Below are 22,296 nucleotides of genomic sequence, written 5' to 3'. Positions count from 1 at the left end.
GCGCCTGTGTGCGCCTGAGGGCCTACGGGGTAAACGTGCCCGCAAAGCATTAAAGGTGGTCACTCACATTTTTCTCCCAGATTCCCAAAGGGGTGCCTTTTGTCCGCTTTGAGGTTCCTGTAAGGCGCTGCTGTGTTGATTCTGAGAACTGAGCAGGGTGATTGCCCGCGAGAATTCACACAGGAGCGCCCTAAGGGAAGGCCATTGAGACCAGTACTGCGTCATTGTCCATTGCCGTTATGCTTGTCAGCACCTCCGAGAGGACCTCAGCGATAAGCTCAGCGAACCCTTCAGGGACAGCGATACTGGACATCATTGCGACCAAGGCTACGGTCTTCCAGAAGCTCTTTGAGGCAAGGACTGTTTTCATTAATTTGATGGTCATGGTCGTCACGGTTTACCTCCTTCTGATGTGATGAAATAACGTAACATTAAGAAGACCCCAGAGGACCCTGTTAGAGGCCTTTGAGGTATTCATTGCAATGGCTTGTTAGGCCAAGGTCACACGAGTGACCATAGGGAAATCGACCAGCTCTACTTGGAGCTTCTCTTTAGGGTCAGCAGGGTTTGCCAGCTTGAGCTGTACCTTGGCCTGTGTCACCACATCAGCCACACCAATGACCTCTACGTCCCACGCCATAGCGTTAGGGTTACGGGTCGCATGGATCTGCCACACAGCACCGTTGGAGTCCTTACGGAAGCTCAGTGAGGCCATACCCTTAGGCAACATGAAGATGCCCAAGTCCTCGCCAGAGTAGAACTGAGAGCCACAGCCCAAGAGGTCCTCTACGTCTGACAGTCCAGCACGCTGAGCAGCACGCTCAAGACCAGCAACTTCTTTAGCCGGGATCAGCAACACGAAGTCAGACAGCGAGGTTCCAACTGCTTGGTTGATGTTCATGGTCAGACCATCAATGATGTCCTCAGCGCGTTCGCGTGGGTTCTTAGAGAGACCTGTAAGGGCCTTGACCTCAGTGGACGAAGAGGTGGTCAGAATCTTGGCAATGGTCGCACCACAGGACATCTCGAAGTCCTTCAAGAGCTTCTCAGCGGTCTGCGTCAAACCATTGAGGGTGAAGCCCGACATGATGTGATGGTCCAAGAAGGTCTGACGAAAAGAAAACAGAGCGGCCTGAGGGGTGGCCTCACAGAACAGGAAGTCACCAGCGACGGCCTCGCCTTTAGTGAAGGTCGAATCGTCATAGATGGACTTGCGCGGGTCGAACTCAACACTTCGATCTTGCATCAGAACGATCTGTTGGGTGGTCGGCTCGGTGCCCTTAGGGCGGAACTCACAGGGAATCGCTTCTTCAGCGCCTTCTTCCCAGTCTCCACCGTTGAAGTATTCATCGAGACCATCTGTGAGGGCCTTAACGTAGGCCGCTGCGTCAGTGCCTGCGCCACCTTTGATGGTGGTCTCTGTGTTGAACTGAATGGTCCCACCTTGTTCGGTGATAGCGGTGGACCACGTTGTAGGCTTAACGTATTCGTATGGTTTCATGTTTGATAATCTCCTGAATTGAATTCTGTTTAGGGAAGCCCTGAGAGGTCTCAAAGGCTCCTTGTGGCCGACTGTTAGTTACGGCGAGCTGCACGAATGGTGTTGCCGTGTTCACGGATAGCGGCTGCTTGCTTCTCTTTGGCCTCACGAGCACGAGCTACCTCAAGACGTGTCGGTGCCTTGTAGGATGCAAAGCGTTCCGCATGGAACTGGGCATCACGTTGTCGAGCAGCTTCACGCAGACCAGCCGCATGGATCTCTTGGCGGGCAACTGAGGTTTGATCAGGGAATGCTGCGGTGCTCAGACCAGCCTCCATGAACTGCTTGATGATCGAAGTGATTGCGCCGTGGTTCTTGCCCACAGCAGCCAGCAAGCCTGCCAACATCACGCCTTCGGCATATGCCTTAGTCACAGTTTGGCCTTGAATAGTCAGGGTCTTATCGGTATGTACGATGTCGAGTTTCATATTGGGTTCTCCTTTGAGAGACCCTTAAGTCAAACCTTGCCGCCATGATCGCGTGACCAATGGGGGAAAGGAGACCCGCACGGGATCAACAAGGTTTGCTTAAAGGTATTGGATTGAAGGTGGTTTCACAGTCCTGTGGGCGTTAACTTGGCGGGGACTGTAGGAATGCCTCTGGGCTGAATGGCGGACAGCAAAGAGGTTCCGGTGTGGTGCATAGATTGCCCACTACTGACGCTTAGGGCGCCTCGTGGGACTTTGAGGAGACCATGGGTGACTGATTCCCGTGGCCTTAGTGAGGGTTTTTACGACACCAATGTTTACTGGCCCAAAGGGACCTCATCAAGCATCCTTGTAGGCCACGACGATTGGCTGATTAGACATCGGGATCTGTAGGTCACAGCGGATCAGAGTCTTGAGTGGCAGACCAGCCTCAAGGGCTTCTTTGAGAGCGCCCGTGAAGGACGTACCCATAGTGCGATCGGTGTATGCATAGACCACATCCATGTCATAGATGGTGCCCAACTCAGGACAACGAGAGCGGCCCGGGGCGGTAGCCTTTGTGAGTGCTGTGCGTAGCTCAATGAGGCGGGAGCGGCGTGGCTTAATGAAGAACTGATTGATGATGCTCAAATCAGCTTCAGTTGGAATGGTCTTGCCGTAGTTCAATTGGGCAGTCATAGGGATCTCCTTGAATTAATGAATGGCCTTTGTGGTCAAGCCTTCGGTGTTGTCACCTGTGATAGCGATCGTATAGCCATGCTCATCGACTACAGCCTTAGGGCGGCTCGCAGTGTTGACCGCTGTGTTGATCTCACCTGCATTCGCTGAGAGCCATTCTGTGAGGCCCTTGGAGGTGACCTTGAAGAGGTGCCCACCGTTGGCCTTGACGACCAGATTGGAAGGCTTGAGCACAGTCACGTAGCCTTTCTTAACGTAGCTTGGGTTGATCTCAGTGTGCCCGTGGAGGGTCTTACGGGCTTTCTTCAAGCGGACCATAAGGGCCAAGAACTTGTCGGGGTGCTCAATGCCAGCGAGACGACATGCTTCACGCCAGCTATAGCCAACTGAGCGACCCTTACGGACGTGCTCATCGTAGGCCGGGGCCATTGCATCGACTCGTGTTTGTAGGTCAATGAGGGTCTCAGTGATGGCCTGAGAGGCGAACGCTGGGTTAGCTGCTTGCTCCAATTCGATCCATCGACCAATGACTGTGTAACGCAATGCAGTGTCGTAGCCGGTGATGAGCGTGAAGACCAGATGCTTATTGAGGACCAGCATTCGATATTGCTTACCTCGGTTCTCAAAGGTTCCTTCAGTTGCGTCTACGTCCTTACTTTCAATTTGGCTCCCCAGATTTGGGGCGCGAGATTTCATGACCAGTTCAATAGCCCGGTCTGCATCCCGAAGTACGTGGTCGTGTCGCTTGCCTGTCATTGCGGCAATCTCAACGGTGGTCATGGTGATCGTGTTCAAGGTGGTCATGGTGTTCTCCTTATGTGCTCAAGGTTCTCTCTTAGAGGTCCTCTTTGAAGAGGGTGATATTCATCACAATCCCTCTCTCAATGAGACTGGTCGATAAGTGGTCGATGCTCCTCCTCAGAGGTCTTAAAGTTTTCTTTTATATATTCCGTCGTTAAGCCTGAGAGCCCCGGAATAGAGCCTCTGCGCTCACTTCAGCCTCAACTTCAGCCTTCAACTTCGGGTGTCGATCCACGTAGGAAGCGATGCCATGGGCAGCATGTCGGGCGGCCTTCGCCACACGCTGGGCAGTCCTCAAGCTGATCTCCTGAGTCTTGCAGACCTCCGCTGTGATGTCCTCAGCGAACAAGGCCCCGATCACTGCCCCAGTCTTCACGTTGATCTTGCCGTTGCTAATGCCAGCACTGGTGATGATCGACCCTTTGATGATGTCGTCCACCCAGGGCAGTAAGTAAGGAACTGCGAGGAGGTGCATATAGGCAGCTACTGGATTCTTGAAGGCGGCCTTAGGGCGACCACGACCACGCACAGGCTCCTCAGAGATGACTGCTTGAGCATCAGGCGTAACGACTGGGCTTGTCTTCAAGTGGTCCTCAGCGAGGCTCTCACAGGCTTGACGTTCGGTGGCCCACGCCTTGAACTGGTGATCTTTGGACTTGGGGAGAACCATCGTGTGGCTCTTTAGGATCTGCCCGGTGATTGGGTCAACGTGAAGGATGATGCCGGTGTCGTGGTCAACGTGGCGATGATGTGGTCCGGGTTGGGTGAGCAAGGTCATGGTGTCCTCCTAAGGTCAGTTGGTGTGCTGTAGCCTTAGTGAGGGTATTTAGCGCCACCCCGTATTCATTGCCCCAAAGGGACCCATTGCGATTGGGTTGGTGGACTCTTCAGCGTTGTAAGAGCCGGTCTTGCGGATGGTCGGCAGGACCTCCTCAGTGACCCACTTTCGGAACGGCTCAGACTGAGGCGCGGAGCCTCTCAGAAGCATCTGATACGACTCAGATTCTGTGAAGATCACCGTTGTGGTGCGCAGGCGCTGGTGACGCTCATCCGCTGGGATGTCTTCGAGCCTGATACAACCATCTTGTATGAGGGCCATCAGGGCCTGCCCAGCCTTGTGTACCCGTCGAAATGCAGAGGCAGAGTTCGCCGGTTGCTTCAGCCCAGCAGCACGGGCCACCTGAGTCGCCACAAACAGAAGGTCGTGCTCAGGGTGACCAACCAGAACGTCCAGTTCGATGCCCATGAAGTTGCGCTTTTCGAAGCAGGCCTATCGGCAAGCGATAGACCCTTCACCAATCAGAGTAAGGCAGTCTTCAAAGCCTCAGTCATACGGCCTACCTCTACTGCACTCCCAGCACCATAAAGGTCATAACTGATCGACCCCGACGAGTGCCCCAAGATCGACTCAGCGGTCCCCACAGGCACCTCAGCGGCCTTCAAGGCTCCAGCCAATGAGTGTCGCAAGGAATGAAACGATAGGCTCGCCTTGCCTTTGTCTAACCCAAGGGTCTTCTTGATGAACCTGTTGAGCCTCTCTTGGGTCGCTGAGCGTGAGCCGCTACAGAACAGAGCGTTGCCTTCAGGTGACCCAGCAACAAACTCAAGGAGGTCTTTGAGGTCAAACCCGTAGGCCTCATCGGTCAACGGCACAACCCTAAGGGAACTCTTTGTCTTCACTGACTTACCATCATCAGCATTGATGCTCACGACCCACTGACCATTGACCTCAACGATGTCCTTACGGGTCAACTGAAGGACCTCAGCGATACGGGCACCTGTGAGAACCCCTACAGACACTGCCCAGCGGGTCTCATCGGTCACAGGCAATGAGTTGGCAGCAACCATGAGCCGAGCCACTTGGTCCTTAGAGAACGCTCTACGGGAGCTGTCAGCATCCTTGGTCAACTTAAGTCCTTTGTCGAAGCTCTTATCAAGGTAGCCATTGTTCACAGCCCACGACATGACAGTTGATAGGCGAGTCAATAGCTTGTTCACAGTGGAGCCTTGACGATCAACCATGAGGGCACCTTTGAGAGCAACCATATCCGCCCGAGTGTGCCCCTTAAGATCCAACCCAGCGAAGGCCCCCGAGAGCGTCTTACAGACAGAATGGATATCCCGCAAGGTGGCAGGCTCAACGTTGGCCTTATGTTCCTCTATGTAGAGTGTGGAGAGCTCATTGAAGGTGATACCAGAAGAGGTTCCTTGAGAGGTTCCTTGAGATGCGCTTACAGATAGGGACACACAAGGAGAAGCATGTGAGTGGGGTGCCCCAAGCTCAGTGACCAGATCAGCCAGAGCCCCAGAGTCACCATGAAGACGACCATGAGCAGCCTTGAGTACCTCTTGAGCCTTAGAGAGCCCTTGTTGCTGAGTACTGGTCATTGCCATTTGGCTTGATGCTTTCCTAAGGTTATCGCTTAGATCCCCGTAGATCGACTCATAGGCGACCAGAGAGCTATCACCATGTGCCATGGTCAGGGCTTCCTCTGCGATAACGTAGAGGTGATCGCGTAGCTCATCCCAAGTTGCCCCGGTGTTGTCCAGATGGAATACAGCGAGAGCCGAAAGGATGTCCTGAGAGATGGTCATGGCTGTGGCCTTATCGTTGGTCAGCAAGGAGACCGAATGGTAACCCGTAGAGGACCCTTGGGGACGCAGCCTGAGGTAGTAACGACCAGACCTACGATAGTGGTAAGGCTTAGCTAAGGCAGTCTGTAACAGCTTTGGTGCAGTTTGAGGGATCATCGAGGTTGTCATATGGATCAGGCCCTGTGTCTACTGGGTGATCTCTTCGGTCCTCAGAGTTGTCAGTGAACATCATGCCTTCTTTGGCAATCCGGTCGATGTTGGGGGTTTTGTAGCCCACCACACCCATGGAGTAGGCGCTGATATTGGACTGGCCAATGTCATCACCAAAGATCACCAGGATATTGGGTTTTTCGGCGGCCACGGCGGTGGCGGACAACGCCATCACCGAAGCCGCCACGAGGGCTAGCCGGGGGAACCACTTGGCTGTTCGAGTCATGCAACTTGCTCCTTGTTGACCTGGTTGGTGCACTGCTGACGGCTGTTTTTCTTATTGCTGTTGCTCGTTGGCACTGGTCTCGAACGGGTAGATCCGTCGCCATTGCGACGCCATATCGACGATAGTCCAGTCCTGCTGTTTTGCCTGATCGAGCGCCTTGTCCAGGCGGCCGATTTTCGAGTCCTTGTCATAGGCCCATTCGCGTTTGGCGTCGGTGTGATGCACCAGCCCCATCAGGCGCGGGCCGTCGCCGGCGGCGGTCCACTGGAGCATCTGCAGGTCGCCGTCGGAGTTGCCGAAGGCGAGGATCGGTCGGCGGCCAATCACGCTGTCGATACTTACCGGCTTGCCGGGGCCGTCATCGTTGTGGGCAATTTTGGCGGTGCGCAGGATTGACGGTTTGCCGTCCTTGACCTGGTATTCGGTGACAAACGTGGAGCCGATCACGTGCTCTGGCGGTATGCCATAGACCTCCTCGGCAAATACGCGCATAAAGCCGGTATCGCCGCCGGACACGATGTAGGGCTTGAATCCCTGGCTGCGCAGGTAGGTCAGCACTTCCAGCATCGGCTGGTAGACCATCTCGGTGTAGGGCTTGCCGCTGGTGGGGTGGCGTGCACTGCTTAGCCAGCGCTGGACGTTGTCGCGGAACTCATCAGTGGTGAGCCCGGCGTGGGTCGTCATGAAAATGTTCAGCAGGCCCTCCATGCCGCTTTCGGCCAGGGCCTTGTGGTCGTTTTCCAGCACCGCCTTGAACGGTTGCTGGTCTTTCCATTCCGGGTGTTGGGGGGCCATGCGTTTGATTTCGTCGAAGGCAAACAGCTCCTCGAAATAACCCGGTTGCTCGCTCCACAGGGTGCCATCGTTGTCGAACACGGCGATACGCGCTTCGGGTTGTACAAAGCCCTTACTGTCTGGCGTGGTAACCGTCTCGACAAATTCGATGATGCTTTTTTTCGCCGGCCCTTGGTTCCAGGAGGGCAACGGGTCGGCAGCCAGGGCGAACAGGGGCAGGGCGAATAGCAGAGTCGCTGCCGTTCTTGCCGAGATCCTTTTGCTCCAGTGGGAGCGAGTCTGCTCGCGAAGGCCATTCGCGAGCAGGCTCGCTGCCACGGCTACAGTTTTTTGTTTATTCATTTTTGGAAGTCCTTTTCATGTCTTGGGTTGAGCGGGCGCAAACCATAGTTTTTGCGCGGCGGGCGGTTGTGTTTCCACTGACGCATGGCATTGAAAGCGTGGAGCAAGCGCCGCCGGTTCACAGACAGGGCAACGGTCAGCAGCAATAACCCGATGCCAACCAGCAACGTGGCGGGCAGCCGCAGCCGGGTGGGTTGGCCCATTTGCCTGAGGTCGTCAACGATCGAGAACACCGGGGTGTAGCTGCTGCTGGCTGTGGCCTTGAAGGTGACGGCCGGGAGTTCGCCGAAACGGATTTGGCGGTTCACGCTGTCCCACCATTTGACGCGGATTGCCGGCAGCTCGAAATCGCCTTCGCGCTCGATGCGATAACTGACCCGGTCAATGCGCTGACCGCCATTGAAACCGCCCCGGCCGTCGTCCAGATTGCTCACCTGCGGGGTCTGCGGGTAGGCACCGAGTCCGGCCACCGAGCCCCGGGGCGGAGCGGGCAGGGCCAGCCCCGGGGTACCGTCGGCCTGTAACGTCACGCTGCGGGTCAGGCTGTCACCCACCTTGAACGGGCCGCCTGGCGGGGTCAGGGTCTGGCTCAGGCGCAACGCGCTGGCCACCAGTACCGGTTCGCCGGGGCTGAACCCTTCGGGCAGACTGGCACGAAAGGTCAGCACCGGGGTTTGCCCCGACAGCTCATGGCTGGCCTGCGCCGGGGTCGCGCGCACTGTCAGTGGCGCGATCGAGAACGCTTGCGCCTGCGTCGGGGTGATTCGGTAGGTGTAGCGCAGACCGCTGAAGGTCTGGCCCTGAATCGTCTGCGACAGGTGCCCGGCCTCACCATTGGGCGGTGTCACATCGGTACCGTCCAGGTTCAGTTCGGGTAATGACGCACCACGGGTGAACCAGCTGTCGGTGAGCACATCGACCTGCAACTGCAAGGTCTCGCCCACCACCACGGCATCACCCGGTACCAGCCGGGCCTGCACCAACAGTTGCGGTTCGTTGGCCTGTGCCAGGCCGACGCACATCAGCAGTACCAGGGCGCAGGGCTTCATGGCGCCACCTTTTGGTCTTGCAGGCTGAATTTTTGCCGCAGGAAATTGGCCGGAGAGGTGGTCAGGTTTTGCAGCCATTGTTCGTCGCTGGCCGCCTGCGGGGTTTGCAGCGGTTTGCTCTGGCCTTTGCCTGGGGGCTTGTCGAATTTGACTGCGTCGGGTTTGACCTCGGGGGTGTTCTGCTCGGCGCTGTCGGTATCTTTTTCCAGGGCAATGGCCAATGCCAGGTTGGCACTGGCTTCGGGGAACTGCGGTTGCAGGGCCAAGGCCTGGCGATAGGCGGCAATCGCCTGATCGAACTTGTAGCGGCGTACGTAAATATTGCCCAGGTAAAAGTACGCCGGGGCGGTGTTCAACCGGGCAAAGCTGGCCAGTGCCAGATCGAAATCGGCGGCGTTATAAGCTGCGATGCCTTTCCAGTAAGGATCGACAAATAACTCGGCTGCTGCGGGGTAGTGCTGGTGCTCAAAGGCCCAACGCCCTTGCTGATCCCGGGTGAAGAAGGCATCGGTCAGTGCGTTGGCCTGCGCCGGTGACGGTTGCAGGGCCAGCCCTGCGGCCAGCAGCAGGACGGCGTTCCAGTTGAGGCTCCAGCCACGGCGCACCGAGAACCAGGCAAGCAATAGCAGGGGCCCGCATAACCAGTAACCGGCGTCTTTCCATTGCAGCTCGCGCTGCTCGTCGCTGGCGGCCTGGAAGTGCTGTTGGGCGTGGCCTTCGACCCAGTCCAGATCATCGTTGTTTATGGTCAGGCTGCCCAGCGGTGCATCGGTGGCCGCGGCCAGTTGCTTGAGCGCGGCGCTGTCGAAGCTGCCCAGTTGCGGGCGACCGGAACTGTCGGTGCGCGGTTGGCCGCTGGCATCGCGAATGATCCCGCCATTGCTGCTGCCCACTGCCAGTACCAGTACTTGCAGGGCATTGTCGTGCATCAGGGCTTTGAGGCTGTCCAGTTGCGAGGTGTCGGCGCCATCGGTGATCAGCAGCAGGGTGCCCGGAGCTTTCTCGGCCTGTAGCAGGCGCCTGGCCTGTTCGATCACCGCCGCCACGTTTTTGCCGGGCCGGGCAATCAGGTCGGTGCCCAGGGCCTGGATAAAACTGTCGAGCAGCGCCGGGTCGTCGGTGGCGGGCAACACCAGATGGGCGCTGCCCGCGTAGGCAATCAGGGCCGTGCGGGCACCGCTGCGCCGGGCAGTCAGGTCATGCAATTTGTGCTTGGCGGCTTCCAGCCGCGTGGGCTGCACATCGCTGGCATCCATTGACGGGGACAGGTCGAGGGCAATGATCAACGGCGCGCGGTTTTGCAGGAATGCCGGGCGGTCCTGTTCCCAGGTGGGGCCTGCGGCCGCAATGGCGCCGATGATCAGCAGGGCAGCGGTCAAATGCACCGGGCGCAGGCGGTGGCTGTCGGGCGGGGTGACCAGCAAGTGTGGCAACAGGTGGGGAGCGATGATCGCCCGCAAACGCCGTTGCTGGTCATGGCTGCGGCGCCACATTAGCGGTAGCAGGGCACCCACAATCGCCAACAGAAGCCAGGCCGGGCGCAGAAAGTGGAAGTCACTCAGGTTGATCTCCATTTCAGGCCTCCCGCGGTGGTGAGCGCGGGTGGCGCCGTGAGGCCAGCAGTGCGAGCAGATGATACAGCGCTATCAGGCTGATGGCGGCCGCTACGGGCAACCAGAACAGGTCACGTTTGGGCTGGTGGCTGAAGGTTTGCACCCTGTGCGGGGTGAGTTGGTCGAGGGTGGCGTAGACCTGGTTCAGGCTGTCACGGTCTTCTGCGCGAAAGTACTGGCCGCCGGTGCTTTTGGCGATGCTCTGCAGGGCGGCCAGGTTGACCTTGGCTTCGCCGTCGGCATCCGGGTCGCCTATGCCGATGGTGTGGATCACTACCCCTTTGGCCGCCGCCATGGCCGCGGCACGGGGCACGGGGATGGCGCTGCTGGTGTCGTTGCCGTCGGTGAGCAGGATCAGTACTTTCTCCTGCTCGTGGGCCTGGTCGAGCAGTTTCAGGCTCAGGCCGATGGCGTCGCCGATAGCGGTGTCGGGCCCGGCCATGCCGATGCCGGTGTCGTCCAGCAGCAGCGACAGGCTGGCGTGGTCGAGGGTCAGGGGCGCTTGCGGGTAGGCAGCGCTACCAAACAGGATCAGGCCGATGCGGTCGTCCTTGCGCCGGGCAATAAAGTCCTGCACCACGTGTTTGACCGCGCTCAGGCGGTCGATCCTCTGCCCGCTGGCGTCGGTGAAATCCGTGGTTTGCATCGATTGAGAGATATCGATGGCAAGCATCAGGTCGCGCACCGGTTGCTGGCGCTCGATGGGTTTTTCGACCCATACCGGTCTGGCCACGGCCACCACCAGCAATGTCCACACCAGCAGGTTGAGCAGCAATTGCCAGATGTTGTGCTGCGCACCTGCGATCTGTGGTGCTTGATCGACAGCGCGGCTCATGGCGTTGAAAAATGGCACGCGTACCGCACTGCGGGCTTCGCGGTATGCGGGCAGCCAGCGGTAGCCGAACCACGGCAAGGGCAGCAACAGCAGCAACCAGGGATAATCAAACTGCCACATGGTGCAGCTCCACCCAGCGTGTACAGGTGTCGACCAACTGCTGGCGTTGTGCGGCGGGCAGGGCGAGCAATTGCTCATCCTGGGCGTAGGCCAGAAACGCCAGTTGCTGGCTGAAATCCTCGGGCACAGGCGGTGGGCCGTGGTGTTGTAAAAAGTCCTGCCAGGCCTCGCCCTGCAGAGGCGCCGCTGCCTGCGGGACGGGCATGGACAGTGCCACCCGTTTAAGCAGCGTGGGCAGTTCGCGCAAGGTGCCCAGCGGATCGTTGGCCGCGCGCAGTTGTGCCAGCCGTTGCAAGGCCTCGCGCCGGTAGCGGTCACGCCGCCACTGCCAGCAGGCGCGTGCCGCCCAGACCGCCAGGCCGGTCAGCACAACCCCAAGCAAGGCCCACCAGCCCCAGGTCTGCGGCAGGTAGCTGACAGGTGCAGGCAGGGCCAGGGTTTGCAGTTGGTCAATGCTGGGGATAGGACTGGTCATGGCCGCGCCCCGCCCAGTTTGCCCAGTTCGATTCGCAGCTGGCTGTGAGTATCCTGCGCGGTACTGAACATCATCAGCGGCACCTGGCTGCGGCGCAGCAGGCTGGCGATGTCCTTGAAGCGCCCGCTGAGGAAGTCGCCCAGCGGCTGGCGTACGTGTGCGTGCTCTACCGCCAGCTCCACTTGCAACTGGCCCTGGGTAACCAGCAAGCGCCCGGTATCGGGCAGGTCCAGCGCCAATGGGTCGTAAACCTGCATGGCGATGACATCGTTGTGCACTGCCAGTTGGCGCAGCAACTGCAGGGTGTGCGGCCCGGCCCCGGCGAAATCGCTGATCAGGCAAATCAGGTGGTCGTGACCGGCGATGGCCAGGCAATGTTGCAGGACCTTGTCCAGTTGATCGGCGTCTTCGCAGTCCGGTTGAGTGGCATTGAGTTCCTGGTTTTGCCGGGCAATTTTGCTGCACAACGCCTCCACCCGTTTGCGGCTGCGCAGCGGGGCAATACTGTCGATGCGTTGATCGTTGAATACCAGGGCGCCCACCCGGTCACCGGTGTTGAACACCATCCATGCGGCCAGTGCACCCAGTTCGGCAGCGGTGGCGGATTTGAAGCTGCGGCTGGAGCCAAAAAACATCGACATGCGCTGGTCGACCACGATCAAGGCCGGGCGGTCGCATTCTTCGGTAAAGGTACGCACCACTGGCTTGCCAGTGCGCAATGAGGCGCGCCAGTCGAGGTGGCGCAGGTCGTCACCGGGTTGATAGCGGCGTAGTTCGTCAAAATTCAGGCCGCGGCCACGCAAGCGCGAAGCATGGTTGCCCGAGAGGATACTGCCGTGGGGTTGGCGGGCGACAAAACTCAACGCCCGCGCTTTGAACTCCAGCGCCATTAGTTGCGCAAGCGAGACGTATACCAGGCCGTCGGCCTCCTGCCGTTGGGCGTGCATCAGGCAGGTATCGCGACTTTGTCGAGTATGCGTTGCAGTACCTGATCAGCGCTGACGCCATCGGCCACGGCGTCGTAGCTCAGTTGCAGGCGGTGGCGCAGTACCGGATACGCCACGGCGCGCACGTTGTCCGGGGTGACAAAGGCCTGGCCGCGCAGCCAGGCGTCGGCACGGGCGCAGCGGTCAAGGCCGAGACCGCCGCGGGGGCTGGCGCCGATACTGATCCAGCGGGCCAGATCGGCGTCATAGTCGGCAGGACGGCGGGTGGCGTTGATCAGGTCGATCAGGTAAGCATCGATGGCGGGGGACACGGCCACTGTGGCGACTTCGCGGCGAGCCGCGAAAATCACCTCCTGACCCAGGGTAAACGGCGGGGCTGTATCGGCCGTGGCGTGCTGCACCTGTTCCTCAGCGCGCAGCATGCGCAGCACCCGGGATTCATCTGCCGGGCTTGGGTAGTCGAGCAGCACTTTCATCACAAAGCGGTCCATCTGCGCCTCGGGCAGCGGGTAGGTACCTTCCTGTTCGATGGGGTTTTGCGTAGCCAGCACCATAAACAGTGTGGGCAGCGGGTGGCTGTTGCCGGCGACGGTGATCTGCCGTTCTTCCATGGCTTCAAGCAGGGCCGCCTGCACCTTGGCCGGGGCGCGGTTGATTTCGTCGGCCAGGATCAGGTTGCCGAACAAAGGCCCGGGTTGAAAACGGATCAGGTTCTGGCCGTCCACCTGGTGCAGCACCTCGGCGCCGGTGATGTCCGATGGCAGCAGGTCAGGGGTGAACTGGATACGGCTCATCTGCGCCTCCAGGTGCCTGGCCAACGCCTTGACGGTGCGGGTCTTGGCCAAACCCGGCAGGCTTTCGAGGAGCAGATGACCGTTGGCCAGCAAGCCGACGATGATCTGGCGGATAACCTCGTCCTGGCCCAATACCGCTTCGGCGATGCTGGCTTGCAGGGCATTCAGATCGTTGAGCGCTGTCATAAAGCATTCCTTGCTTGAGCACGATTACCAGGGGGCGGGGACCACCACAAACTGCACGTTGCCACCCACATAGCGGGGCTGATACCAGGTTGGTCCGCAGTGTTGATACGCCACATTGTTGGCCACGACCGATACGCAGTCCGCAGGCACGCTGGTGACTTGCGAGCCGATGGCTATTGCCGTGGCCGTGGTTGCACCGACCACGGCGGCGGCTGCCCACGGGTGATACCAGTTGTCCGGTGGTGGTGGCGCAGGCAAGGGCCGTGGCGGAGGTGGCATGGGCCGTGGTGCCGGGTAGGGATGCGGTTGGGGGGCCGGCTGCGGGTAGGGGGGCGGCCCCGGCTGTGGATGCGGCTGTGGATGCGGCTGTGGCATGGGGTGCGGCGCTGGGTGTCCGCCAGTGTGCGGCAGCACAAAAGTCCGTGCGCCGCCACCACCGCGCAGTTGCCAGGCCAGGGCGACAGAGGTGTGCAGCAGGCAGGCGCTGAGCACGCCACAGAACAGCCAGTGCAGACGCTTCATGGTTGCGCCTCCAGGCTGTATTTGCTCGGGGCCCACTGCAACGGCACTTCCTGGGCACCTGCGGGCGGATCAAAATCAAAGCTGTGGGCGCTGATTGCCGGTGTGAGCTGCCAGGTAAAGTCGACGCTGTGACGCGGCTGCTCGGGTATGTCGCGGCGGGTGATGGTCAGGCGGCACGGCAGGCGCTGTTCGCCCTCACGCAGCCACAGCTGCCAGTCGATAGCATCCTGACGCAAGGCGTAATGATCACAGCGCTGGCCGTCCAGCGTCTCACTGCCAATCAGCACGGCCGAACGCAAACCGGCCTGTCTGACGATGTTGGCGTTCCAGCGAAACAGGTCGGCCAGCGGCAACTCGATGCCATAGCGACTATTGAGCAGGTCGATCAGTGCGTTGATGTTCGCCGGGGCGGGGGCGCTTGCGTAGTAGGGGCTGGGGCTCTGGTAGAGGGTGAAGCGCTTGCCGTTGTAATAGAGGGTGCGGTGTATGCCCTGATTGTCCACCGAGACCAGCAGATTGTCCGGCTGTTGGGCCAGCAGTCGGGTGGTGTGCCGAAATTCGACGGTCTGGCCGTTATCCAGTACCTGGTCTGTCTGGCTGCGGGCCTCGACGCCAAACTGCTTGAGGCTGCGCAGGTAACTGCCCATCTGCTCCAGGGCCTGCACAGCCGCGGGCTCGATGGCGGACGGGTCGCCGGCATGGGCGTGCAAGGCAAGGGCCAGTAACAGGCCTGGCACTACGCGACGTACCCGAGGCATGGTCACGACGCTTACCAGACGTACTGCATGCGCAGCGTCCAGGTGGCGATATCCGGTGAGCCTTTACGCTCGCTCACGGTGTCGGTATAGGCCAGCAGGCCGCCGAATTGGGGGGTGAGCATAAAGCCCATGCTGGCGCCTGCCAGGGTACTTTCCTGTTTGTTGTCCTGCCAGTCGCCGTCAATTTTTGTCTCGCCGCCCCGGCTATAGGTGGCGTCCAGCGAAGCCCACAGGGCGCGGTTGAAGTCGTAGCTGTAATGGCCTTCGATGGCATACAGGGGTTTTTGTTCGAGCTTGCTGTTGCCCTGGTATTCATCGTTGGACCCGAACAACGACACCATGGTGTTGATCTCCAGCCAGGTGGGGCCTATTGGGGTGCCGAAACCCAGCTCGGGTTTGTACACCCAGCGATTGGCACCGATATTGATCACCCGGTTCTTGTCATAGTCGCCGGTGGGGGTGGTGACTGTCAGGGCTGCCGTGAGAAAGGTCTCGGGAGTCCATTTGGCGAACTCCTCCTTGCTCAGGGCGGGGCCGCCAAAGATGTTGTGTGCGAACACCAATTGGGTGTCACCCATGCCACCGTTGTGTTTGGTACCGGTGAAATAGCGGGCGTTGTCGAATGATGCGGATAGATCGGCGTAAGGCTGCAGGATCTCGAAGGCACTGTTGCGCCCGTCGATACCGAAGCTACGGGCATAACGCAGGATATACAGGTCGGCATTGAGGGACAGACCGTCGATGGGTAGCGAGGTGTCGATGGGGGTATTGGAGTCGACGCGGTTGTAATAGCCGAACAGCATGTTCAGGTCGGTGGGGGTGTTTTGCCAGTCACGGGCGTTGTCGGCCCAGCCCGCCAGCGGCGTCAGGATCAGGGTGAGGGCGGTAAAGCTGGCCTTGCGAGCGGTACTTGCTCCCATCGTAGTGCTCCTTCAATCGCTCTTTGGCGGTTTATCGTCCGATGCCCGGCGTGTTTATTTGTTTACTGAAGCTAGCAGCAACCGCGAAATTCGCTGGCTGGTGACGCAAATGCTGCTGATTCTGTGGGCTGGGTCTCTTTTAAATGACGAGCGGTTATAGGTGTTGCGCTCGGGGAGCAGGGTTGGTGTTGTTCAAATTTTTGCTTTTGCTGTAGCCACCCCCAGGAATGGATTTGTCCCCGGTGGTTTTAACTGCAATACCGGCGACATATTTTCTCTATGGGACCAAGCCCATTCAGCGGACTACTGGTTATTTAGCCACCTATGAGCACTGGCTGCGTGATATCGTATTGACCTTTATCCAGAGGCTATCCAATGCGAATGCTGATTAGCGTCATGAGTCTGGCCATGCTGGCCGGTTGTGTGTCTCCTGCGATGGACACTGCCCGTAGCCAGGCCCCGACCCGGGTGCTGGCTTCGGAAAAAGCCACGGCGCTGGTCGCCGAATGCATCAAGTTTTCCTGGCAGGATGAAAGCGTGTTCGGGGTCGATGCCAGTGCCTATATCAATAACGACAAGGCTGGCAAACAGACCGTCTACACCCGTGGCGCCGAGTCCTTTGCCGATCTGACGCCCCAGGGCACCGGCACGGCAGTGAGCTACTACGCCCAACAGCCGGGTGATGCTGCTGCCATGCGCCGCCTGGCGATGCTGGCGACATGCCTGTAACCGCGTAATGGACTTGAGGCAGGGCTTTGTCCTGACCCGGCACTGGCGTGATACGCCGTCGGGTATCGAGGTCGACTTCTGGTTGGCCACCGATGACGGGCCGCAGCAGGTGCGCCTGCCTTACCAAACCTGCACCGCGTTTATCCCCAAGATTCAGCTTGGCCAGGCCCAGGCTCTGCTGCAGAACGAGCGCGATATCGAATGGCGTGAGTTGGCGCTGTGTGATTTTCAGTCGCGCCCGGTGATCGGCCTCTACTGCCGCCAGCATGCCCAGTTGATGGACATCGCCCAGCGCCTGCGCCGCGCCGGGGTCGATGTGTACGAGGCCGATATACGCCCGCCGGAGCGGTTCCTGATGGAGCGTTTTATCACTGCGCCGGTGAGCTTTGGCGGCCGTGTACAGGGCGATGGCCCGCTGCTGGACGCCCGGATCAAGCCGCATCCCGACTACCGGCCACGGTTGAAACTGGTGTCCCTGGATATTGAAACCAGCGAGCAGGGCGATCTGTATTCCATTGCCCTCGAGGGCTGTGGCCAGCGCCAGGTGTATATGCTGGGCAAGGCCACCGCGGCCGATACCCCGGTGGATTTCGACCTGGAGTTCTGCGCCAGCCGCGGCGACCTGTTGCTGCGTCTTAACCAGTGGATGGCCCGGCATGACCCCGACGCGATCATCGGCTGGAATGTGGTGCAGTTCGACATGCGGGTGTTGCACGAGCATGCCCGGCGCCTTGGTATCCCGTTGCTGCTGGGGCGTGGCAGCAGTGAAATGCAGTGGCGCGAACATGGCAGTCGCAAAAACCATTTTTTCGCCAGTGCTGCGGGCCGCTTGATCATTGACGGCATCGAGTCGTTGCGCTCAGCGACTTGGTCGTTCCCGTCTTTCAGCCTGGAAAACGTCGCCCAGACCCTGCTTGGCGAAGGCAAGGACATCAGCACGCCGTATCAGCGCATGGACGAAATCAACCGCATGTTCGCCCACGACAAGCCTGCGTTGGCGCGCTACAACCTCAAGGACTGCGAACTGGTCACGCGGATTTTCGCGAAAACCGAGCTGCTGACCTTTTTGCTGGAGCGCGCCTCGGTCACGGGGCTGGAGGCCGATCGCAGCGGTGGCTCGGTGGCGGCCTTTTATCACCTGTATATGCCGTTGATGCACCGTCAGGGCTTTGTCGCCCCCAATCTGGGGGACAAACCGCCCCAGGCCAGCCCCGGCGGCTTTGTCATGGAGTCCGAGCCGGGGTTGTATGAGTCGGTGCTGGTGCTCGATTACAAAAGCCTGTACCCGTCGATTATCCGCACTTTTTTGATTGACCCGCTGGGGCTGGTTGAAGGCTTGCGCGAGCCTGGCGATGAAACCTCGGTACCGGGCTTTCGCGGTGCGCGTTTCTCTCGCACCCGGCATTGCTTGCCGGCCATTATCGAGCGCGTGGCCAAGGGGCGCGAAGTGGCCAAGCGGGACAAAAACGCGCCCCTGTCACAGGCCCTGAAAATCATCATGAATGCGTTTTACGGGGTGCTGGGCTCCAGCGGTTGCCGGTTTTTTGATACGCGGCTGGCATCCTCGATCACCCTGCGCGGGCATGAAATCATGCTCAAGACGCGGGCACTGATCGAGGCCCGGGGCTATAGCGTGATCTATGGCGACACGGACTCCACCTTTGTCTGGCTGCGCAGTCAGCACAGTGAGGAGGACGCGGCGAGTATCGGCCGTGAGCTGGTGCAGTACGTCAACGACTGGTGGCAGGCCCATGTGCGTGACGAGTATGGGCTGACCAGCGCACTGGAGCTGCAATTCGAGACCCACTACAGCCGCTTTTTCATGCCCACCATTCGTGGCGCCGAAGAGGGCAGCAAAAAGCGCTATGCGGGGTTGGTGGTGCACGCCGACGGCCGTCGGGAGATGGTCTACAAGGGGCTTGAGACCGTGCGCAGCGACTGGTCACCGCTGGCCCGGCAGTTCCAGCAGGCGTTGTACCTGCGCATCTTCAATCGTCAGCCCTGGCAGGCCTACGTGCGTGACTTTGTGCGTGCCACCCTGGCGGGTGAGCATGATGAACTGCTGATCTACCGCAAGCGCCTGCGCCGCCCGCTCAGTGATTACGAGCGCAATGTGCCGCCCCATGTGCGGGCGGCGCGGCTGGCCGATGAGTATAACGACCGGCAGGGGCGGCCCCGGCAGTACCAGAATGGCGGGACGATCAGCTACGTGATCACCGTGGCCGGCCCCCAGCCGTTGGAGAACCGCACCGCAGAAGTGGATTACGAGCACTATCTGTCGCGTCAGCTGCAACCGGTGGCCGACGCGATTCTGGTGTTTGTCGATGACAATTTCAGCGCCCTGGTGGGCGGGCAACTGGGGTTGTTCTAAGCGTCGCTGGCAGGGCTGGCGGCGGCCTTGGAGCGGGCACGATCCTTGGCGGCCTTGGCTTCGGCGGCCAGGCATTCCAGGCAGAACTGCTCGGCATAGCTCATCAGGATTTCGGTGGTGTCGCCCTTGATCGTGCGGGACCCAGCGAGGATATAGCGCATGCGTTTTTCCGTGACCCCGAGGCGCAGGGCAATCCAGGCCGGGGTCTGGCCGATGCGGTCGACCAGTTTGTTGGCGTATTCGGTGGAGTGGTTGTAGCGTTCAGCGTTGGGAAACATAGGGGTTCCATGGGGCGGTAGGATGAAGCCGGAGGGCATGGTACTCCTTTTCACCCGCGCCCATGATTTTGCCTGCCCCGACGGTCACGACTTGACCGGCTTGATCAGACTCTCTGTCGGGATGCCAAACATCTCATGCAGCTTCCAGATCATGGGCAGGGTCAGGGAGCGCTTGCCGTTGAGCACTTCATACACCCGGTTCTGCCGGCCGATCGCAGGCACCAGGTCAGCCGCTGACAACCCGGACTGCTCCATCCTGAAGCGGATGGCATCCACCGGGTTGGGCAGGTCGACGGGAAAGTGCTTGGCTTCGTAGGCTTCGATCAGGGTGATCATGACCTCCAGGTAATCGCCCTCAGGTGTCCCGGGCTGCGGTTCATTGTCGAACAGCGGCGAAACCGACTTCAGTGCGTCTTTGTAGTCCTGCTCGGTGCGAATTGGACGAATATTCATGGCTTACTCCATTTCCACGGTGTTGGCATCGATGGCGTCGTACTGCTGGTGAGTGCCTGCGAATTTGATATAGATGGCGCTGAAGCGGTAGGCCACAGCTACCACGAGCCGATAGTCGTTACCTTTGATGTTGAACACGACCCGGTTGCTCTTGAGAATGCTGGCATGGCGAAACGGCGCCTTGATGTCGGCCGGCGTTTGCCAGTTTGCCTTTTTCGCTTCATCTATCCAGCAGAGGAAGGATTGCTCTGAGCCTGGGTGCTGTTGCCAAAAAATCTTGAGCTGACTGACTGCGATGATTCTCATAAAACGATCCTGGTCCCATGATGGGACTTTTGCAAGTTGGCTTTACGTCCTGTGCTGCTCAAATACCCTGCAACTCTCAGGAGCGCCAGTTTGAAAGCTTGAGCAAATATGAGCTGCGCCATTCAGGCCTCACTGCCCCCGGCATGGACTCTTCTGTAACAGCGAAAGACCCGGCCCAAGTCATGCCCGCCCGCTGTTTTATGAACTAGAGTTTCCCCCACTCACCAACAGACACGAGAGGGACTTTCATGACTGCGCTGGATGTTTTCTGGGTCGGGCTGGGGGGCGGGCTGGGCTCGCTGTTGCGCTGGTGGATCGGTTTGCGGGTAGGGCAGTTCTATAAGGGGCCGTTTCCGCTGGGTACATTTTTGATCAACGTCAGCGGCGCCTTTGTAATCGGTTACCTGAGCATCCTGTTTACCGTGGACTGGCGCGACCGCTACGGCGACTTCCTCAGCGCCGCGGTGCTCACCGGTATCCTGGGCGGTTACACCACATTCAGCAGCATGCAGCTGGATGCCTCGAAACTGGCCAAGGCCAGGGATCGTGCATGGGCCGCAGGTTATCTGATCATCTCGGTACTGGTCGGCTTGGCCGCCGCCGCTTTCGGCGCCTGGCTGGCGCGCTGACTCAGGAGTCACACCATGCTCAACATGATTATTCTGATTTTCGTCGGTGGTGCGTTCGGCGCCATGTGCCGCGAGTTCGTCATGCTCTCGGTGCCGCGCCTGGCCGATGGTTTTCCCATGGATATCTTTGTCGCCAATATCGTCGCCGCGTTCCTGCTGGGCGTGGCCACGTCGCTGTTCAAGAGCAACCGCATCAACCAGTACGTGCACGTGATGGTCGGCACCGGGATCATGGGCGGGTTATCCACGTTCTCCAGTTTCGTGTTTGGCGCAGTCGAGATGATGCAAGACCCGGGCAGTGTTTTTGTCTCCATCTGCTATCTGGTGATCAGCCTGGTAATCGGTTTTGCTGCCGTCGAACTGGGTCTGATTGCCGGGGCCAAGGTTACGCCGCTGCCTGCATCCGATACCCCGCAATAGGCCCTTGCAGCACCCATGAAAAAGCCCTCGTCAGAGGGCTTTTTTTATCCTGCCATGTCTCAGGCCAAAGACGTACGCTTGCCGAAGAACATCTCGGTGATCAGATCATTGTTGATTTGATCGCCCTGCAGGGTACGCACCAGCAACTCACTGCCCAGCAATGGCAACGACAGCACCATGGTCGGGTTGACGCGTTTGACCTTGGGCATGTTCCGCGTTTCGTTGACCAGTGCGATGATCTGGGTTTCGTCGCCTGCCACTTCCTTGGCCGCGAGGATGGTGAACACGTTTTCGGCGTCGCTGTCGCACAGGGTGACGATGTACTTGGCGTCCGCTGCACCGGCCAGTTTCAGGGTCGACGCGGCCGACGGGTCACCTTCAATGATATCGGCCTTTTCCGGCAGGTCATGCTGGCTGCCGGCCACGCATACCACCGTGACGTGTTCGCCGCGATCGGTCAGACCTTTGTAGACGTTTTGTGCCAGGGAACCAACGCCAACGAGAATGTAGTGATTTTTACGCGCCATATGGGTAATCCTGCCTTTAACAATACGTTGGATGTTGTTGCTGATCAGCGGGCCGGCAATGGACGCCACCGAAATCGCGAAGATGGTGATGCCCAGGATGATCACTGTCAGGGTGAAAAAACGCGCATCGGTGGTATGCGGGACGATGTCACCAAAGCCTACGGTGGACATCACCACGATGGCGAAGTAGAACGCCGATGGCAGGTCCGTCACCGGCGGTGCAAAGCCATCACCGATGTAGAGCGTGCCCAGCGTGCTGTAGACGATCAGTGAGGCGATGCTGACCACCGCAAAGAAGCTGCCCGAGGCCAGGCTGTAGTGGTCAAAACGGCGCCAATAGAAGGCCAGCACGGCAATGGTGACCAGCGAGAAGAAGGTCACGCCGTCAGGTTTTTTCAGAATGAAAAAATCCACGCAGACCGTGGCCACCAGCAGCAGCAGGGAAAAAAACCAGCTGATGCGTGACTTGATCAACAGCCCCAGTGACATCAGCAGGAGTACAAGCCCCACCACAAACCCGGGGATTTCCAGCAAGGCTAAAAAGCTTAATGCCTCCTTCCAGGTATCAAAGGAGCCGGATTTGGCATTGGCATGGGCAACGCCACGTTCCAGCACCGGCAGAAACAAAAGAAAGCCGTTGATCGCAACCAGCAAGGCGACTCCATAGGCAAAGGAGATCCGATTTTTTACGTCCTGTAATAAAGTCATGGCACCTACGACGCGTCAGTTAAGGGGTGAGGGGAGTGTAG

The 22,296-nt window shown here is 59.3% G+C and carries 26 protein-coding genes and 1 pseudogene; 4 read left to right on the top strand and 23 right to left on the bottom strand.

The window, feature by feature from the left end; genetic code table 11:
• Nucleotides 1-190: 190 nt before the first annotated feature.
• The 19 genes and pseudogenes from PPTH39_RS03380 to PPTH39_RS03290 form a co-directional block, all read right to left on the bottom strand.
• Nucleotides 191-394, bottom strand: a complete 204-nt coding sequence (locus PPTH39_RS03380) for a hypothetical protein (protein WP_130871593.1) — start codon at nucleotides 392-394, stop codon at nucleotides 191-193.
• A 96-nt stretch (nucleotides 395-490) separates the two neighbouring features.
• A complete protein-coding gene (locus PPTH39_RS03375; protein WP_130871592.1) occupies nucleotides 491-1,501 on the bottom strand; it encodes a hypothetical protein in 1,011 nt (336 codons plus the stop codon).
• Between the two features lie 74 nt (nucleotides 1,502-1,575).
• Nucleotides 1,576-1,968, bottom strand: a complete 393-nt coding sequence (locus tag PPTH39_RS03370; protein WP_130871591.1) for a hypothetical protein — start codon at nucleotides 1,966-1,968, stop codon at nucleotides 1,576-1,578.
• A gap of 339 nt (nucleotides 1,969-2,307) precedes the next feature.
• Nucleotides 2,308-2,646 (bottom strand): hypothetical protein, encoded by a 339-nt coding sequence (locus tag PPTH39_RS03365; protein ID WP_095025541.1) that lies wholly within the window; start codon nucleotides 2,644-2,646, stop codon nucleotides 2,308-2,310.
• A 15-nt stretch (nucleotides 2,647-2,661) separates the two neighbouring features.
• Entirely contained in the window at nucleotides 2,662-3,450 is a 789-nt protein-coding gene (locus PPTH39_RS03360) for a Rha family transcriptional regulator (protein WP_095025540.1), read from the bottom strand.
• Nucleotides 3,451-3,601: 151 nt separating this feature from the next.
• Nucleotides 3,602-4,225: a hypothetical protein gene (locus PPTH39_RS03355; RefSeq protein WP_130871590.1), complete on the bottom strand. Its 624-nt coding sequence runs from the start codon at nucleotides 4,223-4,225 to the stop codon at nucleotides 3,602-3,604.
• Between the two features lie 48 nt (nucleotides 4,226-4,273).
• On the bottom strand, nucleotides 4,274-4,693 hold the full coding sequence (locus PPTH39_RS03350; protein ID WP_130871589.1) for a BRO-N domain-containing protein: 420 nt from the start codon (nucleotides 4,691-4,693) through the stop codon (nucleotides 4,274-4,276).
• Between the two features lie 53 nt (nucleotides 4,694-4,746).
• Nucleotides 4,747-6,042 carry a tyrosine-type recombinase/integrase gene (locus PPTH39_RS03345; RefSeq protein WP_232527600.1) on the bottom strand — a complete coding sequence of 432 codons (1,296 nt, stop codon included), beginning with the start codon at nucleotides 6,040-6,042 and terminating at the stop codon, nucleotides 4,747-4,749.
• 217 nt (nucleotides 6,043-6,259) lie between these two features.
• A pseudogene (locus tag PPTH39_RS03340) lies at nucleotides 6,260-6,478 on the bottom strand (arylsulfatase); the annotation flags it as partial.
• A gap of 51 nt (nucleotides 6,479-6,529) precedes the next feature.
• Nucleotides 6,530-7,615, bottom strand: coding sequence for an HAD family hydrolase (locus PPTH39_RS03335; protein ID WP_232527599.1), 1,086 nt, complete (start codon nucleotides 7,613-7,615; stop codon nucleotides 6,530-6,532).
• Entirely contained in the window at nucleotides 7,612-8,664 is a 1,053-nt protein-coding gene (locus PPTH39_RS03330; RefSeq protein WP_130871587.1) for a BatD family protein, read from the bottom strand. Before PPTH39_RS03330 ends, PPTH39_RS03335 begins: the two co-directional genes overlap by 4 nt.
• On the bottom strand, nucleotides 8,661-10,238 hold the full coding sequence (locus tag PPTH39_RS03325) for a VWA domain-containing protein (protein ID WP_130871586.1): 1,578 nt from the start codon (nucleotides 10,236-10,238) through the stop codon (nucleotides 8,661-8,663). The genes PPTH39_RS03330 and PPTH39_RS03325 overlap by 4 nt, the downstream gene beginning before the upstream one ends.
• Before the next feature lies 1 nt (nucleotide 10,239).
• A complete protein-coding gene (locus PPTH39_RS03320; RefSeq protein ID WP_095026862.1) occupies nucleotides 10,240-11,232 on the bottom strand; it encodes a vWA domain-containing protein in 993 nt (330 codons plus the stop codon).
• The gene (locus PPTH39_RS03315; RefSeq protein WP_130871585.1) at nucleotides 11,219-11,707 is read right to left on the bottom strand and encodes a DUF4381 domain-containing protein; all 489 of its coding nucleotides are present in this window, start codon (nucleotides 11,705-11,707) and stop codon (nucleotides 11,219-11,221) included. Before PPTH39_RS03315 ends, PPTH39_RS03320 begins: the two co-directional genes overlap by 14 nt.
• A complete protein-coding gene (locus tag PPTH39_RS03310; protein WP_130871584.1) occupies nucleotides 11,704-12,654 on the bottom strand; it encodes a DUF58 domain-containing protein in 951 nt (316 codons plus the stop codon). Before PPTH39_RS03310 ends, PPTH39_RS03315 begins: the two co-directional genes overlap by 4 nt.
• Nucleotides 12,654-13,634, bottom strand: a complete 981-nt coding sequence (locus tag PPTH39_RS03305) for an AAA family ATPase (RefSeq protein WP_130871583.1) — start codon at nucleotides 13,632-13,634, stop codon at nucleotides 12,654-12,656. Before PPTH39_RS03305 ends, PPTH39_RS03310 begins: the two co-directional genes overlap by 1 nt.
• 24 nt (nucleotides 13,635-13,658) lie before the next feature.
• Nucleotides 13,659-14,156, bottom strand: coding sequence for a hypothetical protein (locus PPTH39_RS23675; protein WP_232527598.1), 498 nt, complete (start codon nucleotides 14,154-14,156; stop codon nucleotides 13,659-13,661).
• Entirely contained in the window at nucleotides 14,153-14,914 is a 762-nt protein-coding gene (locus tag PPTH39_RS03295; RefSeq protein ID WP_130871798.1) for a DUF2092 domain-containing protein, read from the bottom strand. The genes PPTH39_RS23675 and PPTH39_RS03295 overlap by 4 nt, the downstream gene beginning before the upstream one ends.
• Before the next feature lie 11 nt (nucleotides 14,915-14,925).
• The gene (locus PPTH39_RS03290) at nucleotides 14,926-15,834 is read right to left on the bottom strand and encodes a transporter (RefSeq protein WP_095000488.1); all 909 of its coding nucleotides are present in this window, start codon (nucleotides 15,832-15,834) and stop codon (nucleotides 14,926-14,928) included.
• A 375-nt stretch (nucleotides 15,835-16,209) separates the two neighbouring features.
• Here PPTH39_RS03290 and PPTH39_RS03285 point away from each other — a divergent pair, with 375 nt between their 5' ends.
• Together PPTH39_RS03285 and PPTH39_RS03280 are read left to right on the top strand one after the other, a co-directional pair.
• Nucleotides 16,210-16,563 (top strand): hypothetical protein, encoded by a 354-nt coding sequence (locus PPTH39_RS03285; RefSeq protein ID WP_165446478.1) that lies wholly within the window; start codon nucleotides 16,210-16,212, stop codon nucleotides 16,561-16,563.
• 7 nt (nucleotides 16,564-16,570) lie between these two features.
• Entirely contained in the window at nucleotides 16,571-18,934 is a 2,364-nt protein-coding gene (locus PPTH39_RS03280) for a DNA polymerase II (protein WP_095018084.1), read from the top strand.
• Here PPTH39_RS03280 and PPTH39_RS03275 read toward each other — a convergent pair.
• From PPTH39_RS03275 to PPTH39_RS03265, 3 genes are all read right to left on the bottom strand, one after another.
• Nucleotides 18,931-19,212, bottom strand: coding sequence for a hypothetical protein (locus tag PPTH39_RS03275; protein WP_016781210.1), 282 nt, complete (start codon nucleotides 19,210-19,212; stop codon nucleotides 18,931-18,933). The genes PPTH39_RS03280 and PPTH39_RS03275 overlap by 4 nt on opposite strands.
• 84 nt (nucleotides 19,213-19,296) lie before the next feature.
• On the bottom strand, nucleotides 19,297-19,665 hold the full coding sequence (locus PPTH39_RS03270) for a helix-turn-helix domain-containing protein (protein WP_130871582.1): 369 nt from the start codon (nucleotides 19,663-19,665) through the stop codon (nucleotides 19,297-19,299).
• Between the two features lie 3 nt (nucleotides 19,666-19,668).
• Nucleotides 19,669-19,971, bottom strand: coding sequence for a type II toxin-antitoxin system HigB family toxin (locus tag PPTH39_RS03265; protein ID WP_095018082.1), 303 nt, complete (start codon nucleotides 19,969-19,971; stop codon nucleotides 19,669-19,671).
• A 248-nt stretch (nucleotides 19,972-20,219) separates the two neighbouring features.
• Between PPTH39_RS03265 and crcB (PPTH39_RS03260) the strand changes: the two genes are divergently transcribed.
• Together crcB (PPTH39_RS03260) and crcB (PPTH39_RS03255) are read left to right on the top strand one after the other, a co-directional pair.
• Nucleotides 20,220-20,600, top strand: coding sequence for a fluoride efflux transporter CrcB (gene crcB / locus PPTH39_RS03260; RefSeq protein ID WP_095018081.1), 381 nt, complete (start codon nucleotides 20,220-20,222; stop codon nucleotides 20,598-20,600).
• A 15-nt stretch (nucleotides 20,601-20,615) separates the two neighbouring features.
• Nucleotides 20,616-21,020 (top strand): fluoride efflux transporter CrcB, encoded by a 405-nt coding sequence (gene crcB, locus PPTH39_RS03255; protein ID WP_095018080.1) that lies wholly within the window; start codon nucleotides 20,616-20,618, stop codon nucleotides 21,018-21,020.
• Nucleotides 21,021-21,079: 59 nt separating this feature from the next.
• On the opposite strand, the gene kch is transcribed toward crcB (PPTH39_RS03255), so the two are convergent.
• On the bottom strand, nucleotides 21,080-22,255 hold the full coding sequence (gene kch / locus PPTH39_RS03250; RefSeq protein WP_095026517.1) for a voltage-gated potassium channel protein: 1,176 nt from the start codon (nucleotides 22,253-22,255) through the stop codon (nucleotides 21,080-21,082).
• Between the last annotated feature and the right edge of the window lie 41 nt (nucleotides 22,256-22,296).

Origin of the sequence: Pseudomonas bubulae, from assembly GCF_900618535.1 — a bacterium.
In the GTDB taxonomy this organism is placed as follows: Bacteria; Pseudomonadota; Gammaproteobacteria; order Pseudomonadales; family Pseudomonadaceae; genus Aquipseudomonas; species Aquipseudomonas bubulae.
This window is presented reverse-complemented; position numbering and strand designations above follow the sequence as displayed.

Coding starts and splice junctions, on each gene's coding strand:
- PPTH39_RS03375 (WP_130871592.1), bottom strand. CDS start 1,501: ATGAAACCATACGAATACGTTAAGCCTACAACGTGGTCCACCGCTATC.
- PPTH39_RS03370 (WP_130871591.1), bottom strand. CDS start 1,968: ATGAAACTCGACATCGTACATACCGATAAGACCCTGACTATTCAAGGC.
- PPTH39_RS03365 (WP_095025541.1), bottom strand. CDS start 2,646: ATGACTGCCCAATTGAACTACGGCAAGACCATTCCAACTGAAGCTGAT.
- PPTH39_RS03360 (WP_095025540.1), bottom strand. CDS start 3,450: ATGACCACCTTGAACACGATCACCATGACCACCGTTGAGATTGCCGCA.
- PPTH39_RS03355 (WP_130871590.1), bottom strand. CDS start 4,225: ATGACCTTGCTCACCCAACCCGGACCACATCATCGCCACGTTGACCAC.
- PPTH39_RS03350 (WP_130871589.1), bottom strand. CDS start 4,693: ATGGGCATCGAACTGGACGTTCTGGTTGGTCACCCTGAGCACGACCTT.
- PPTH39_RS03345 (WP_232527600.1), bottom strand. CDS start 6,042: ATGACCATCTCTCAGGACATCCTTTCGGCTCTCGCTGTATTCCATCTG.
- PPTH39_RS03335 (WP_232527599.1), bottom strand. CDS start 7,615: ATGAATAAACAAAAAACTGTAGCCGTGGCAGCGAGCCTGCTCGCGAAT.
- PPTH39_RS03330 (WP_130871587.1), bottom strand. CDS start 8,664: ATGAAGCCCTGCGCCCTGGTACTGCTGATGTGCGTCGGCCTGGCACAG.
- PPTH39_RS03325 (WP_130871586.1), bottom strand. CDS start 10,238: ATGGAGATCAACCTGAGTGACTTCCACTTTCTGCGCCCGGCCTGGCTT.
- PPTH39_RS03320 (WP_095026862.1), bottom strand. CDS start 11,232: ATGTGGCAGTTTGATTATCCCTGGTTGCTGCTGTTGCTGCCCTTGCCG.
- PPTH39_RS03315 (WP_130871585.1), bottom strand. CDS start 11,707: ATGACCAGTCCTATCCCCAGCATTGACCAACTGCAAACCCTGGCCCTG.
- PPTH39_RS03310 (WP_130871584.1), bottom strand. CDS start 12,654: ATGCACGCCCAACGGCAGGAGGCCGACGGCCTGGTATACGTCTCGCTT.
- PPTH39_RS03305 (WP_130871583.1), bottom strand. CDS start 13,634: ATGACAGCGCTCAACGATCTGAATGCCCTGCAAGCCAGCATCGCCGAA.
- PPTH39_RS23675 (WP_232527598.1), bottom strand. CDS start 14,156: ATGAAGCGTCTGCACTGGCTGTTCTGTGGCGTGCTCAGCGCCTGCCTG.
- PPTH39_RS03295 (WP_130871798.1), bottom strand. CDS start 14,914: ATGCCTCGGGTACGTCGCGTAGTGCCAGGCCTGTTACTGGCCCTTGCC.
- PPTH39_RS03290 (WP_095000488.1), bottom strand. CDS start 15,834: ATGGGAGCAAGTACCGCTCGCAAGGCCAGCTTTACCGCCCTCACCCTG.
- PPTH39_RS03285 (WP_165446478.1), top strand. CDS start 16,210: ATGCGAATGCTGATTAGCGTCATGAGTCTGGCCATGCTGGCCGGTTGT.
- PPTH39_RS03280 (WP_095018084.1), top strand. CDS start 16,571: ATGGACTTGAGGCAGGGCTTTGTCCTGACCCGGCACTGGCGTGATACG.
- PPTH39_RS03275 (WP_016781210.1), bottom strand. CDS start 19,212: ATGTTTCCCAACGCTGAACGCTACAACCACTCCACCGAATACGCCAAC.
- PPTH39_RS03270 (WP_130871582.1), bottom strand. CDS start 19,665: ATGAATATTCGTCCAATTCGCACCGAGCAGGACTACAAAGACGCACTG.
- PPTH39_RS03265 (WP_095018082.1), bottom strand. CDS start 19,971: ATGAGAATCATCGCAGTCAGTCAGCTCAAGATTTTTTGGCAACAGCAC.
- crcB (WP_095018081.1), top strand. CDS start 20,220: ATGACTGCGCTGGATGTTTTCTGGGTCGGGCTGGGGGGCGGGCTGGGC.
- crcB (WP_095018080.1), top strand. CDS start 20,616: ATGCTCAACATGATTATTCTGATTTTCGTCGGTGGTGCGTTCGGCGCC.
- kch (WP_095026517.1), bottom strand. CDS start 22,255: ATGACTTTATTACAGGACGTAAAAAATCGGATCTCCTTTGCCTATGGA.